The organism is Mycobacterium zoologicum, assembly GCF_020181635.2.
GTDB lineage: Bacteria > Actinomycetota > Actinomycetes > Mycobacteriales > Mycobacteriaceae > Mycobacterium > Mycobacterium zoologicum.
Genome location: NZ_JAYJJS010000005.1, coordinates 242,685 through 255,712, shown reverse-complemented (window position 1 = coordinate 255,712; position 13,028 = coordinate 242,685). Strand labels below are relative to the sequence as shown.

Annotated in this window: 17 protein-coding genes; 2 read left to right on the top strand and 15 right to left on the bottom strand. The window is 66.3% G+C overall.

Annotated features, from left to right (window positions below; all coding sequences use genetic code 11):
* The first annotated feature begins 95 nt into the window (after nt 1-95).
* Nucleotides 96-1,328 (top strand): Fic family protein, encoded by a 1,233-nt coding sequence (locus tag K6T84_RS06770; protein ID WP_225401177.1) that lies wholly within the window; start codon nt 96-98, stop codon nt 1,326-1,328.
* Between the two features lie 150 nt (nt 1,329-1,478).
* Here K6T84_RS06770 and K6T84_RS06765 read toward each other — a convergent pair whose 3' ends face one another.
* On the bottom strand, nt 1,479-1,709 hold the full coding sequence (locus tag K6T84_RS06765) for a DUF7427 family protein (protein ID WP_225401178.1): 231 nt from the start codon (nt 1,707-1,709) through the stop codon (nt 1,479-1,481).
* 370 nt (nt 1,710-2,079) lie between these two features.
* On the opposite strand from K6T84_RS06765, the gene K6T84_RS06760 reads away from it, so the two are divergent.
* The gene (locus tag K6T84_RS06760) at nt 2,080-2,658 is read left to right on the top strand and encodes a hypothetical protein (RefSeq protein ID WP_225401179.1); all 579 of its coding nucleotides are present in this window, start codon (nt 2,080-2,082) and stop codon (nt 2,656-2,658) included.
* 89 nt (nt 2,659-2,747) lie between these two features.
* Here K6T84_RS06760 and K6T84_RS06755 read toward each other — a convergent pair whose 3' ends face one another.
* The 14 genes from K6T84_RS06755 to K6T84_RS06690 form a co-directional block, all read right to left on the bottom strand.
* Nucleotides 2,748-2,936, bottom strand: a complete 189-nt coding sequence (locus K6T84_RS06755; RefSeq protein ID WP_225401180.1) for a hypothetical protein — start codon at nt 2,934-2,936, stop codon at nt 2,748-2,750.
* 31 nt (nt 2,937-2,967) lie between these two features.
* Nucleotides 2,968-6,351, bottom strand: coding sequence for a phage tail tape measure protein (locus K6T84_RS06750; protein WP_225401181.1), 3,384 nt, complete (start codon nt 6,349-6,351; stop codon nt 2,968-2,970).
* Nucleotides 6,351-6,629, bottom strand: a complete 279-nt coding sequence (locus K6T84_RS06745; RefSeq protein ID WP_225401182.1) for a hypothetical protein — start codon at nt 6,627-6,629, stop codon at nt 6,351-6,353. The genes K6T84_RS06750 and K6T84_RS06745 overlap by 1 nt, the downstream gene beginning before the upstream one ends.
* 16 nt (nt 6,630-6,645) lie before the next feature.
* Complete coding sequence (locus tag K6T84_RS06740) at nt 6,646-6,933, bottom strand: hypothetical protein (RefSeq protein ID WP_225401183.1); 288 nt, start codon at nt 6,931-6,933, stop codon at nt 6,646-6,648.
* On the bottom strand, nt 6,926-7,699 hold the full coding sequence (locus K6T84_RS06735; RefSeq protein ID WP_225401184.1) for a hypothetical protein: 774 nt from the start codon (nt 7,697-7,699) through the stop codon (nt 6,926-6,928). The genes K6T84_RS06740 and K6T84_RS06735 overlap by 8 nt, the downstream gene beginning before the upstream one ends.
* A gap of 17 nt (nt 7,700-7,716) precedes the next feature.
* Nucleotides 7,717-8,181, bottom strand: a complete 465-nt coding sequence (locus K6T84_RS06730) for a helix-turn-helix domain-containing protein (RefSeq protein WP_225401185.1) — start codon at nt 8,179-8,181, stop codon at nt 7,717-7,719.
* Nucleotides 8,181-8,576, bottom strand: coding sequence for a hypothetical protein (locus K6T84_RS06725; RefSeq protein ID WP_225401186.1), 396 nt, complete (start codon nt 8,574-8,576; stop codon nt 8,181-8,183). The genes K6T84_RS06730 and K6T84_RS06725 overlap by 1 nt, the downstream gene beginning before the upstream one ends.
* Before the next feature lie 896 nt (nt 8,577-9,472).
* Nucleotides 9,473-9,721: a hypothetical protein gene (locus K6T84_RS06720; protein WP_225401187.1), complete on the bottom strand. Its 249-nt coding sequence runs from the start codon at nt 9,719-9,721 to the stop codon at nt 9,473-9,475.
* Between the two features lie 326 nt (nt 9,722-10,047).
* Complete coding sequence (locus K6T84_RS06715; protein ID WP_225401188.1) at nt 10,048-11,391, bottom strand: DNA primase family protein; 1,344 nt, start codon at nt 11,389-11,391, stop codon at nt 10,048-10,050.
* Nucleotides 11,388-11,717 (bottom strand): DUF2742 domain-containing protein, encoded by a 330-nt coding sequence (locus tag K6T84_RS06710; protein WP_225401189.1) that lies wholly within the window; start codon nt 11,715-11,717, stop codon nt 11,388-11,390. Before K6T84_RS06710 ends, K6T84_RS06715 begins: the two co-directional genes overlap by 4 nt.
* A 72-nt stretch (nt 11,718-11,789) precedes the next feature.
* Nucleotides 11,790-12,128 carry a helix-turn-helix domain-containing protein gene (locus K6T84_RS06705; RefSeq protein ID WP_225401190.1) on the bottom strand — a complete coding sequence of 113 codons (339 nt, stop codon included), beginning with the start codon at nt 12,126-12,128 and terminating at the stop codon, nt 11,790-11,792.
* Entirely contained in the window at nt 12,125-12,220 is a 96-nt protein-coding gene (locus K6T84_RS06700) for a DUF6011 domain-containing protein (RefSeq protein ID WP_225401944.1), read from the bottom strand. Before K6T84_RS06700 ends, K6T84_RS06705 begins: the two co-directional genes overlap by 4 nt.
* A 68-nt stretch (nt 12,221-12,288) precedes the next feature.
* Nucleotides 12,289-12,468, bottom strand: a complete 180-nt coding sequence (locus K6T84_RS06695) for a hypothetical protein (RefSeq protein ID WP_225401191.1) — start codon at nt 12,466-12,468, stop codon at nt 12,289-12,291.
* A 44-nt stretch (nt 12,469-12,512) separates the two neighbouring features.
* The gene (locus K6T84_RS06690) at nt 12,513-12,917 is read right to left on the bottom strand and encodes a hypothetical protein (RefSeq protein WP_225401192.1); all 405 of its coding nucleotides are present in this window, start codon (nt 12,915-12,917) and stop codon (nt 12,513-12,515) included.
* Nucleotides 12,918-13,028 lie beyond the last annotated feature (111 nt).

Sequence of the window (13,028 nt, the reverse complement as noted above, 5' to 3'; positions counted from 1 at the left end):
ATTTTTACGTGATGCACCGAGGGTGTTTCGCGGGCACTTCCCGTGATGCTCGTCGCAGACTCGACAAATACGCCCAAAGTTTGTAGATTTGCCTGGTGGAAGCACGTCTCTATCAGACCACGCACCCGTGGATAACTTTCAAATATGACGGCGCGGTCTACAACCAACTGAGCGTACGTTTGGGTGAAGCGTTCTCCAAGTGTCGCCACTTGGCTGGCACCCCGCTCCAGCCGTCGCTTGCCGCCGATCTGGCGCAGTTGTACTTGGCCAAGGGGGCGCAGGCCACAACGGCGATCGAGGGAAACACGCTCAGCGAGTCGGAAGTCCTCGACATTCTCGCCGAGCGCCGAACGTTGCCGAAGTCGCAGCAGTACCTCCAGGTGGAGGTCGAGAACGTTGCGCGGGTCCTGCGTGACATCGATGTCGCGGCGCGAACCTCGGACGGATGGCAGGTCACTCCTGAATGGCTCAAGGCACAGAACGCGGCCATTCTCGACGGCGTCGGTGACGAGGCGCATGTCGTTCCGGGCGAGTACACCGAGCGTCAACTGGTCGTTGGCAGCGTGTATCGGTCAGCGCCACCGGAAGATGTGCCGTACCTGGTTGATCGTCTCTGCGGCTGGATCAACTCCATGCTCGGAATGGTGTTCGACGAATCCGTCGATCCAGACATCAGGTTCATCCAGGCGTTCTACGCCGCCGTGCTGGGTCATCTCTATATCGCGTGGATTCATCCGTTCGGGAATGGCAACGGTCGGACCGCCCGAGCGCTGGAATGCGCGATCTTGGCGCACTCACATCTAGTGCCGTGGGTTTCGAGCAGTCTTCTGTCAGATCACTACAACCGGACCCGGACACGGTATTACGCGATGCTGGACGCGGCGTCGCGTGGCGATGACGTAGCCGGTCTGATCGGCTATGCGGCCGATGGTTTCGTCGACCAGCTACGCGAGCAGATCGCAGTGGTCCAGCGACAGCAGCGGGCTGTTGCGTGGGTCAACTATGTACACGAAGTGTTTCAGGACGAGACTCAAGGCGAGACGTCGAAACGCCGCCGGACACTCGTTCTGTCAATGCCGGAAGGTCGGCCGACATCACGAGCGCAGCTTCGGCGTCTGACTCCCGAACTGGCCGAGATGTATGCGAGAGTCGGCGATCGCGCCTTGTCTCACGACACCGGAAAGCTCACCAGTCTTGGATTGATCAGGGGAGATGCCCGGAAGGGATTCGAGCCGGCAATAGGTCTCATGGACGCATTCATTCCGGGCAGCCGCAACGCAACAATCTGGACTCAGGACCCGCAGACCGAACTGCTGAGCGACGAATAGTCGTCCGTCGGGACCGGGGTCGTCGCGGACAACGCGCCGGGGCGATGTCGTTGACTGAGGCGTCTCGTCGGCTGGATGATGACTAGGCGGGTATCGCGTGACCACGGGTGGCACCTGGCACAAATGCGACGCACAAAGCGGCCCCCGGCCTTATGGCCGGGGGCGCTTCCAGTAGGTGATGACGTGCAGTGGATCGCCGCGGGCCGGCCACCAGCCGAGTAGGTGCGCGGCGAGGTAGACGACCAGCAGGGGAGTTGGCCAGGGCCGGTGCTGGTGGTAGCGGCCGGCCGCCGAGGACAGGGTTTCACCGGCGGCCAGGTCCCACACGGTCACCGTGGCGGCCAGGACCAGCCAGGCGCGGTCAGCCGGCCGGAGGGCCACCGGTCGTCGCCTTGTAGATGGCATCCCAGAGCGCGGCATCGGTGTTGATGGAGCGTTGCCATTCATCGTGCAGCTCCCGGCTCACACCGGTGATGTCGGCGCGGGCGCCGGTCGCATCGGTTCCATCCCGGTCAGATCCGTGCGTCGAGTTGCTGGTTCGCGGCTCTGTGCGGTCTGACGGCCCTGGACGACGTCGACCGTGCGCCGCGTGGCCAGCTACTCGGTGCGGCCAGGCGACCGCGCGCCGATTACGTTGCCGGCGGTGTGAACTTGCTGGAAACCTGACCTCAGCATCCCGTCAAGACAGGGCCGCCGCGTACGGTTTCCGAGCAAGCTAGCACTGACTCCGTCAGCCCGGAAGGCCGCCGCTATGACCGACTCCGAGACCCAGCTCGGCACCGTCGAGCCCACTGAGGTCGTCGAGCCGGTCAGCGTCCCCGACAACGGATACGGACTCGCGTGGGAGATCGCGCCCCCCGAACCGGTAGAGACTGAGCTGGAACGACGACCACTAACGCGCACGCTGCTCGGCCTGCTCGGGTTCGTTGCCGTCGGCGGCCTGATGCTCGGCGCGTTCATCACCGGCACGCGGGTACAGCACCGCGCCGACGTCGGTGAGCTTCGGCCGATCATCGAGACGACGACCGTCACGGCGACGCCGTCGGCCGCCGAAGTGCTCAACGCGCAGAACGACAAGCTGCTCGACGCGGCCCACGACGCGCAACTACCGCTGACGAGCGACGGCCCGGTGACCGTGGTCAACGCCCGGGCGTTCTGCGACTACCTCGCCACCGGGCATCGCACGCTGCACGACCAGGACGGGTTCGTCCAGGGCCTGTATCCCGGGTTCAACGGCGCCGACGTCGGATCATTCGAGGGGATGACGGTGGGCATCATGTGTCCGCGGTTCGTGCCGTTGTACCAGCCGGGCAGCGACGGCACGTCCTGAAACGCAGAAACGCGCCCCGCTGCCGGGGTTACCGGCTTACGGGCGCGTTTTCTGTCGAAAGCGGGCCGACGTCATCGGCGGTCGAGTCTCTAGAACGGGGTCGCGCCCCGGTCGAGCAGGCTCAGCCCGTCGGCGCGGCCACGGCCCATCATGTCGTCGTAGGCGTCGTTGCATTGCTTCATCAGGCGTCGAAACCCGTCGTCGAGGTTGGCCATGCCCCGCAGCCCGGACATCCCACACATGGCGTTCTGGACGACCCAGGTGTCGAGTTCACTCATCGGGCGCGTGCTCCGTTCTGTCGCTGGGTGGTCATCGGATGCGGCCCGGTACGGCGTACCCGGTGCCGCCGCTGGCGTGGCCACTGAGTCGCGCCTGCTGGTTGAGCTTGTCGGTGAAGTCGTTGTAGTCCTTGGCCTGGATCTTCGGGTTGTACATGTGAACGTGGGTGTCGCCGCCGGCGGACTCGGCCGCGTCTTCCTGCTGGTTGCGGATGCTCTCGTTCTCGAGGGGACGCTTCGCGTTGCCGGCCACGATCGGCGATGACGGCTTGGCGCCGGCGATGCCGGATAGGATCTTGCCGGGCAGTGTGTTGCCGAAATCGGACAGCGGCGAGTCCGACGGCATGAACGTCGACATCAGGCCCTCGACGCCGATCGCCGCGAGCTGGCCGCCGTAGGCGATGGTGCGGTTCATCATCTGCGACAGCGCTTGCACCGCCATCCCGCCGGCGGGCCCGGCGGGCGACATGCTGGCGGCCATCGCGGCCGCGCCCTCGGCGGCACCGAGCGCACCACCCGAGATCCCCAGGCCGGGCTTGCCGCCACCACTGGAGCCCATCGGCTGCCCGGGTGCCGTCGGCTGGCCGCTCTCGTCGACCGGGCCACCGGTGTCGTAGTGCTTGGCGTTGCGCAGTCGATTCATACCGTCCATGCCCACGGCGTTGACCGCACTCTTGGGCTGCACGAACTCCCCCGGCTGCAGCCACGACAACTGCGTATCCTGCCCGTTCGGTGGCTTGAGCAGTGAGCCGAGCATCGCGCCCTCCATGGGGGCGATCGCCATGTTCCCCAGGAACGTCACGACCCACTTCGCGAAGCCGGGCAGACCGTCCTTGAGCCCGAACGCGTCGTCCATCTCGGCACCGAAATCCATATCCGGCATATCGGCCCGGCCGTTGTGGCGTTGCGCGCCGCCCAGGCCGTCGTTGCCGGGCCCGGGTGTCGCGTCGTCGCCGCGGTTGCTGCTGCGGTGGCGTCGGTGCGCGCTGCTCTCGTTCTCGTCGCTGGACTTGATGAACACCGGGTCGTTGCGGGTGCCGGCCGGCCCTTGTGGTGCGTTCGGGTCGGTGAGCATGATGCCGCCCTCACCGGGGCCCGGTGCGCGGCGACTGCCGCCGGTCGAGTATCCGGTGAGCTGGCCGGCGCGCGCCGCGGCCCGCAGCCGGAACATAGCGTTCTGGCCGCCGACGGCGTTGACCTCGCCGGCGGTCCACACATGCTCGCCCGGCGCCAGCAGCGACAGTTCGGAGTCGACGCCGTCGGGACCGTCGCCGGCGATCGGGCCGCCGTTGGCGTGTCCGGGGATGTGCAGCAGGTGCTCGGCTTTCCCGAAGCCGTCGGCGGCCATGTGACCGAGCGCCCCGGCGGCCTTGCTGACCGCGCCGGGGATGTCGCCGAGCGAGTGCAGCAGCCCGTCGACGCCGTCCTTGATCGCCTGGAACGGGTGCGCGTCCTTGAGCTTCTCGAAATCGGCCTTCGCCTGCCCGATGACACGGCCGACGCCGTGCCCGAACGTGTCGATCGCATGCCAGGCACCGTCGACGGCGTGCCACAGGCCCTCAACGGCGTGAGCACCGCCCAGTGCGACGGTCTCGAATTCGTGGAAGAACGAGCCGATGCCTGCCCGGTGCTGCACAATCCAATTCATGGCCGTGTTGAGCTTCTCGAGCCCGGACGTGACGGTCGGCAGGAACGCTGTGCCCATCGACACCTTCAGCGAATCCCATGCCGCACTGAGCTTCTTGACGTTGCCCTGATAGGTGTTGAGGGCTTCGGCGGAGCCCTCGACGTTGCCGCTGGCGTCGGGCTTCGAGCCCGCGATACTCGCCGCTGTCGACTGGGCGCGGGCGTTGGCTTCACCGGTGAGCTGCTGAAACGCCTGCCCGCTGACTTGGTCGCCGATGAGCGCCTGAATCGCCTGCTGGCGTGTCTGCTGCGAGCCCTGACCCGATGACAGCAACTGCGAGAATCCGCGCGACTGCTGAAACAGCGTGTTGAACTGCTCGATCTTCTTCACGTCGTCCTCGGACGCGTCGCCACGCGATTTCCGGTACTGCTTGAACGTCAGATCCCCCGATTGGATATGCTCGGCGACCTTGCGCTGGTCGGTGTTCATCGACGCGAGCATTTGCTGCATCGACTGCTGCACCTGCACGTTCTTGTAATTGGCGTCGATATTGACCATGCCGTTCTGGTCGGTGTGTGCGCTGATCGCGTCGGCCAGCTTCTGAATCGTGGACAACGGGTCCGCGGAGAACTGCGTCTTGATCTGCGTCGGGTCCAGGCCCAGCGCGCCCCATTCGGCCCGCATCTGGTTCGTGGGCGCCTGGATCTTCTGAATCAGGCTCAGTACGTCCTGCCCGGCGTTGTCGGCGTGCATCCCCGACTGCGTCATCTGCGCGACCATCGCCATCCACTGCGGCGCCCCGATACCCATGGACGACGCGACCGGCTCGACGACGTGCATCGCGCCCGCGAACTCCCCCAGCGGCACCTTCGCGGCCCCCGCGCCGGTGACGATCTGCGACCCGACGGACGCCGCATCGGACGCCTTCAGGTGATAGTCCGAGATTTGCGTGGTGATCGCCGACAGTGCGGTCTCGAGCGGCACGTCCTCGATCGCGGCCATCTGCGCGCCGGCCTTGAGCACCGCACCCATATCGGTCGCGTTGCGATGCCCGGCCTTCGCCGCGAAATACGCGCCGTTCATCAGCTCACCGGGGTCGATACCGACCTGCGGTGCCATCGACAGCACCATGTTCTGAATCGACTGCAGCTTGTCGACCGGAATATCGGCCGCAGTGTGCAGCTTCATCAGCTCGGCCTGGAAGTCAGCGGCCGGCGGAACCGACTTGGCGATCGCGACCCCCAGACCGGCCACCGCAGCGGTAACGCCACCGACCGCGAGTGCCGTGCCGGACATCCCGGCGAACGCACCACCGAACATTCCCACCGACTCGGCGCTCTTGACCGTCGCGTCGGTGACGGCGCGGTGCGCGATCTCCGTGTCGTTGAGCGCATCGACGTAGCCGCGCGCGTCACGACCCGAACGGGCCCGCGCATCGGCCAGCGCCAGCTCCGCGGTCATCGCCTTCGACGACAGATCCCCATGCTTCTCACGGACCTCGGCCAGGCGCGTCTCGGCGATCTCAGACTGCCGCCGTGAGCGTTCCATACGCGACGCCGCCGCGGCCTCGGCGTCGGCGGTCGCCGAATAGGTGCGCTGCAAACCCTCGAGTTCCCGGCTCGCACGGTCAGCACGACCGAGTATGCCGTCGAACAACGAGCCCGTCGCACGGCCGAAGTCATCGGAGATCGCCCGGCCGGCGCGACCGAAGATCGCCTCGGCCTCACGCGCCGCCGCCACCGCCTCGGCACGCGACAGCCGCGTCATCACGTCAATGAAAATCGGCATTAGCTGGCCTCCTCGTCGGCGACGATTTCGATGCGGCCGGGGTCGATCGTCAACAGCCACAGGGTTACCGCGGCGGCGACGGCGCGCACAAGGTCGGGTTTGGATAGTGCCAGCAGTTCACGTTCGATCTGGGTGACCTGCACGGTGTTGCGCTCGGAGTGGGCGTGCAGCAATCGGACGGGAAGCATCTCGATCTCGACCCGACTGCGCTGCACCCTGCCGCCGAAGTCGGTAGGTGTCCGCCGGCCCAGGCTCGGCTTACGTCGCTGCTTACGCACGCACTCACTCCCGCTGTTACTCGTTCACCGCGACCGGTGGACCGTCCGGGCCGACGCCCTGTCCACTGCCGGTGAGCTCGGCAACGAGTCCCATCCGCAGGAAGTGTGCTCGCTGTTTGTCGTTGAGCCATTTAATGATCGAGCCGCGGTAACAGTGCTGGAGCCGGCCGTCGATGTCCTTGGCCACCACCAGCGCCGCGACCACCTCGTAAGTCGCAGCAGAGCCGCCGGTGCTATCTCCGGGCCGCTGCGGAGGTAATCCGGGTCCGTATCCGGGAGGTACCTCGATCGCGGATTCACTCATCGCCGGGTCGTACCTCCGTGTAGTCGCTGAGTCGGCCGTAGTTCGGGTTGGCTTCGAATTGCTGGTTCGTCTCGTTCCACCGGAAGGTGTCATTCGGGCTGGGCCAATACACAATGTCTTCCGGCGGTGCAGGGGGCAGGCCAACGGAGGTCCGGGGGCCGAGCCGGCGCATGTACTCGTCGGAGATCTCCTGCTGCGTCCATTCGCTTATTGGCTTCCCTCTGCGGATCACGATGGGGTTAGGGACAAAGGAGGGAATGAGGTCGAGCGGCATCTGAGGTGTTGGGGTTGTCTGCGTAGTGGGTGCGCCTGCGCGTACATGCGGTGATGTGGGTGCCGGTGCGGGCGATTGCGCTGAGGCGTGCACGGTGCTGCGCGGGCCTGCAACCGGGATGCCCAGTTTCCCGAGGATGTGAATGTGATCGAGTTCAGCGTTCGGCGAATAGGCTTGCGATGCCAGGACCTCACGCGACGACGGCGGTAGCGCAGACGCCAGCGATGCCAGCAGCGCGCGGTTGGCATCGCGGTCGCTCGCGAGCACGTGCCGCCAGTGATGGCCACGACTGGCGAGGATGCGACCGTCGGCGATCGCAGCCGTCACCAGGCGTTGATCCTCGGCGACAAGCGCACGTTCGCGCCGCGCCGCGTCTCCGGAGTCCCGCCGGCTAGCCAGCACCTCAGCGAGCGCTGCGCGAATCGTCCGATCGTTGGCATCAGGCGACAACCCGACCAGCTCGGCGATCTCTTTCGATTCGAACTCGGCCACTACGCGCCCCTCTCGTCCTACAGACCGTTCAACGCCGAAACAGGAATCACCGTGCGCCGCCCTGCCTTTCGGCTGGGCAGCTTCCCCGACCGGCAGCGCCAACGCACCGCATCGGCAGTGATGCCAAGCATGTCGGCCGCCTCGGAAGGACTGACGAAACCCGCATCGCCTGACAGTAGATCGAGGTCAAGGCAACGCCCAGCGATTTCGCGTCGACGCGAATCACGGACCGAATCACCAGGAGAAATACGATTCGAAATCGGAAGTCGTTCGCGTGGACGCGAATACGCGATAGCCGCCTCGGCAAGCAACTGCTGCACATCGCGCAATCGATCCGGTGCAATTCCGCTGCGCTGTCGGCACTGCTCGGCGTACTGACCCAACCAATGCACGATCACCCGCGCCAGGTCATCGCTGATCAGAATCATCCCGTCGACCGGCTGGACGTGCTCCGAAATCGCACGATCCGGTGGCACGCTCATCAGCCGGCCTCACCGTCTGCAATGGCGTCCTCGGCACGCCGGCCGGACCGCCCGACATCGGCACCACCCGGGCCTGGCCGTGCCACAGCAGGATTCACGCCGCCAGCTGCCGGCTCAGCGGCGCCGGCAGTGGCGTCAGCACGCATAGCGGCACGCCGCGTCTCACGCAACGCCCGCACCTGCGAACGCTTCGACGTACCGCTACCCATTCCGCTCAGCTCAGCCACTATCAGCGTCAGCTGCCGCGTGATCGCCGCCGCATCCCGCGCCGACGCCGTACCGTCCAGGCGCTCGCCGAGCTGATCGCGCAACGCCTCCAACGACCGGCGCCGATCACCCGAACGCAACGCCTCGGCCACCAACGTCCGCGGCGCCGGCGCCTTACGCGCCGTCACGAACCCACCCCCTGCAAACGCGCACAACGCGTGCAAACGCGCACACAACACCCGGTGACATCAGCACCACGCGACAACCCTCCTGAACTGCGGGAACACCCGAAATTTGGTGGATAAGCTCGGGGAGAGGGCGAGATGACTGGGCGAGGGAGTCGCGACACCCCGGCCGGTCAAACTTTTGAGGCCGGGGGGCAATCCGCTCCGATTTTTCGACCCCGTACGTAAACAAGAAGGACTGCGGGAACGGTCGGATAACCCCGCCCCATCTGACGATTTTGGGGGTGGGGGTGTCTTGGCGGCGGGGTCTGGCGGGTGGTGCTGATCGGGTGCGCTGCCATGCGGATGCCTCACGCGGTGGGGATCGGTGGTTGTTGGTGTGGCGGTCATGGGTGTGCTCCGTGAGTTGTGCTGGGTGTGGCTCGTCGGCCGCGTCCGGTGCCGCGGTGTCCGCGTGGTGTGGTGCGGCGTCGGCGGATGGCGTCGTCGTGGCTGGCGTGCTGCTCGGCGTGGCCGTGGCCGGCGTGCTGTGGGCTTGGTTGACTCGCCCGGCTGGCGTCAGGCGCGGTGTGATCGGTCTCGAGTCTCGGGGTGCCGAACGCTTCGTCGACGAGAGTGCCGACGACGACCCGGCGGCGACGCTGGCCGCCGCGGTGCAGCCGGACGGCGGGGCCGCACCTGCGCTGGATGGGTCTGAGAATCCGGCGTGTCCGTCGGTTGCGTACGTGTCCGTCGCGGCTTACTTCGTAGCCGGGGAATCTGGCGATGACGGCCCATGTCTCGGCCGGCGTGTCGGGTGGGTTGTTCATGTTGGGCCTTCGGCTTGGTTGCGGCTGGAATTTCAGTGGCCGGGATTACTTGGGGCGTTTGGACTATCGGCGCCGAACGCAGTGCGCGTCCTACGGCGGCCGTAGTCGGTGCGCGTAGGTGTCGGGTAGCGAGCCGAGCTGCTCGTGTGGCGCGTCCGGGCATCCGAAGTTGACCGGATAAGCGCCGACGATGCTCACGTCGATCAGCAGCGCGTGTTCGGTGCCTTCCGGGCCGACGACCATGACCGCGTGGTGGTCGATGTCGCTGTCAGTGCGTTCGCGGAGGCAGGCGCTACGGCGCCAGTCGACGGCGAATGAGCATTCGTCGGGCGCGTCCATTAGAGATACCGCTTCCTGCCGTGGTCGGTGGCGGCTAAGTGCCGGGCGATGAGCCGCTGTCTGCCCTCGGGTGTCCTACAGGCCGGGCATAGGGCGCGGTTGTCGTCGTTCATGTCGACCCATCCCTCGCCTTCACATCTGCCGCATTCGGCGGTGGCTTGGGCGAACAGTTTGCGTTCGTCTCGCTCGCGTTGGGACCTCATGCCGTGGCCTTTCTGCTCTGAAAGTTGCTTTGACCTGCGGATAGTGGCGGTGGTGGCGTAGCCCAGGTATGACGCCATTACGTGCGTGCGTAGGACGAACAGGTAGATACGCCACCTGCGCCACTATTCGGCGCCGCCTGGGTTCGCCAGGAGGCCGATTCCGTTGCGGAACCGACGCCCTCCGGTCGATTTCTGGGCGGTGTATCCCTTGTTGTCGAGCGCGATGCCGAAGGCACGCATGCTGAGCAGCTCGACGCCCTCGGTGCTTCGCCACCGCTCCCACCGCTCGAACAGTTGCTTGGTCTCTGCCTTGAGCGTCGGTGCTGTCGAGCAGCATTCGGTGATGAACTGCCCGACCGCGTCCGAATTGCGGTGGTAGGCGTCGGTGGCGGCCAGCACGCTAGCTGGCTCATCGAGACCGCGGCGTGCCTGGTAATCGGCCCAGCCTGCGATCGCCCAGGACAGGATCGCGTCGGCTTCACCCTGCAGGTGTTCCTCGATGCCGGCGGACTTCCTGCGTTGTTCGTCGGTGACGGTCACGTCGAAGGGGATGATCCGGATGCGTCGCCAGATCGCGGGGTCGTCACCGGATACCCGCGGCAGGTGGTTGGTGATGAGCAGCGGCAGATGTGACGGTGCGAATTCGACGAAGTCCTGCCGCATTCGGCGTGCTCGGATGGTGTCGCCACCGGTGAGCCGTTTCATGGTCGCTTCAGCTAGTCGCCGGTCGCGTTCGGATTCGCTGACGATGACCAGGCGCCGCCCGAGCAGATCCATTTCGCCGGTTGGGTGTGCGCCGTCGCGGTGCATGAACAGGTCGGGTTCGACGGTGCTGGCGTAGTCGCCGAGGGCGTGGAGTAGCGCGCCGTAGGTGACGCCCTTGCCGTTGCCGCCCGTGCCGGTGAGGATCGGCAGGACGTGTTCGCGGACGGTGCCGAGCAGTGAGAGGCCGACGAGCCGTTGCAGGTAGGCACGCACGGATTCGTCGGGCAGCACCAGGCCGATATGCGCCGCCCACACGTCGCCGACGGCGTCCGGGCGCCAGGCGGCGCGGGTGACCTTGGTGATGCCATCGCCTGGATGGTGGTCGCGCAGCTCCAAGGTCCGTAGATCGAGCGTGCCGTTGGCGACGTTCAGCAGATAGGGGTCGGCGTCCAGGTCGCGGGTCGTGGCCGCGAAAGCCTTGAGGGCGGCAGCGATATCGAGTACGCCGTTGACGCCCGATGCCGATTCGCACTTGCGGACGTCCGTGCGTAACTGCTTGTCCTGCAGTGAGTCAGCGAGTGCGGTGCGGAGTATGTCTAGGACGGCCCGTTTGGCTGCGCCGGTGTCGTCGTAGACCCAGCGGGTGCCGCCGAAGTGGTGCCAGCCGATGCCGTGTACGTGCAACAGTCGGTCGCGGTAGACGTGTGCCAGTCGGTGCGCCATCCGTACCTGCCCGGAATGCTGTTCGCTCGCGGCGGTCATGCGCGCTCCCCTGCTCGGCGGCGCAGATGCGGGTGCTGGACGTAGAACTGTCGGCGCTGACGTAGTTCGCGGGCGATGGCCGGCCAGTCGACCGCGGAGGCTATGGCCTTGGCGGTCTCCGCGCGCTGTTCCTGGGCAGTCTCGACCCGCAGTGCATGGTGCTGGGCGAAGTCCAGCAGCGCGGCCCACTTTTCACGCGAGTCATCGGGTAGGAGGCACCAGGACGGTGTTCCGCACGTCGGGTAGTCGCCGACTACATCGAGGTACCGCTGTACCCAGGTGTGGACTTCCCAGAACGAAACCTGTTGGCTTGCTGAGGTGTTCAACGCTTACCGCCGCTCTGGCTCGGTAGGTGGGGCCGCGCTTGGCGGCGACTGAATTCGGGGCGGCCAGCGTGGTCACGGTGGCGGCAGGACGCTCTTGAGGTTGGCGCGGCGTCGGAATCGGCTGTTGCGGGCCAGACCGGCCGGTGAAACCGGTTCGGGTGGCAGCGCCGGGCTGGTCATGAATGCGATCGCCTCGGTGATCTGGTCACCGGTCATGTACCAACGGCCGGCGATCTTGACGCCGGAGAAGTGCCGCGCTCGCAACTGCTGACGTAGCCACGTCCCGGACACGTGAAGGTGCGCGGCGGCCTGTTCGGCGGTGAATAGCTCGGGCGGTGCCGAAGGGCCGGATTTCGCATCCGGTCCTTCCGCGCGGTTCTTGGGGTCGTGTTCGTCGTGTTGGTGGGTCATCGTGTTGCCTCTCGTGCTGCGCAGATCGGTCCGATACCGGATCGAACGCTCGCGGGGTCCGTGAGCCAGCGCCCGCAACCGCGGCAGCGCATCGCCAGGCGCCACTCTGGAAGCTCGGGGTGGGCGTCGGCCAGCTGAGGGCCGGCATTCTTCGCCGCGGTCATCGCCGGGCCTCGCGCCGGGCGGTGAAGTGGCCCGATTGATTAACGCGCATCTCGGCCGTGGTCGCATCGTTGACAGCAGCCGCGGCCCGCTCCGCGACGGTTTGGCATCCGACGCAGACGATGTCGGCAACGCGGCCGCGTGCGAACTCGATATGCCAGTCGGCAGCCTCGTCCACGCTCGCTCCTCGTCTGCAGCGGCTGCACCGGATTACTTCGCCGTTCATCGCTGCTCACCCCATGTGGTTGAAGTCCACTTGTCGGCCAACTCTGCGACGCGTCGAAGTGTGGGGATCAGCTCGCGGAAATGGGCTGCGTCCAACCCGTTTTCGCTCGCCGCTTGGTCGAGGAAGATCACGACGTTGGCGAGGTTGCCGGTACGGTCCTGTTCGGCGTGGAGTTCGAACGGTTCAAGGTGTGCCTGAATTAGGCGAATGCCGTCTTCGGGGTCGAACTCCCCTGCCCTGGTGGCGCCGATCGGCAGTAGCGGAGCCTGGGTGTTGCAGGTGCTGGCGTGCTGGCCGATGGCGTTGCAGCACGGGTAGTACGTCGAGTCGACCGGGTAATCGGCGCTGTCGTAGTCGGCCCCGTCGTCAGTCAGCTCGTACGGGATAGGGGGGTGTGCCATAGTTGGTCTACCTGTCTTCTTCAAGGGGTTGGTGGGTGTGAGCGGTCCTCGCCGGTGCGGCTAACACCGGGTCAACGGGGGCCGTTCTGCTTACCGCCCGCAAGTCAGGCG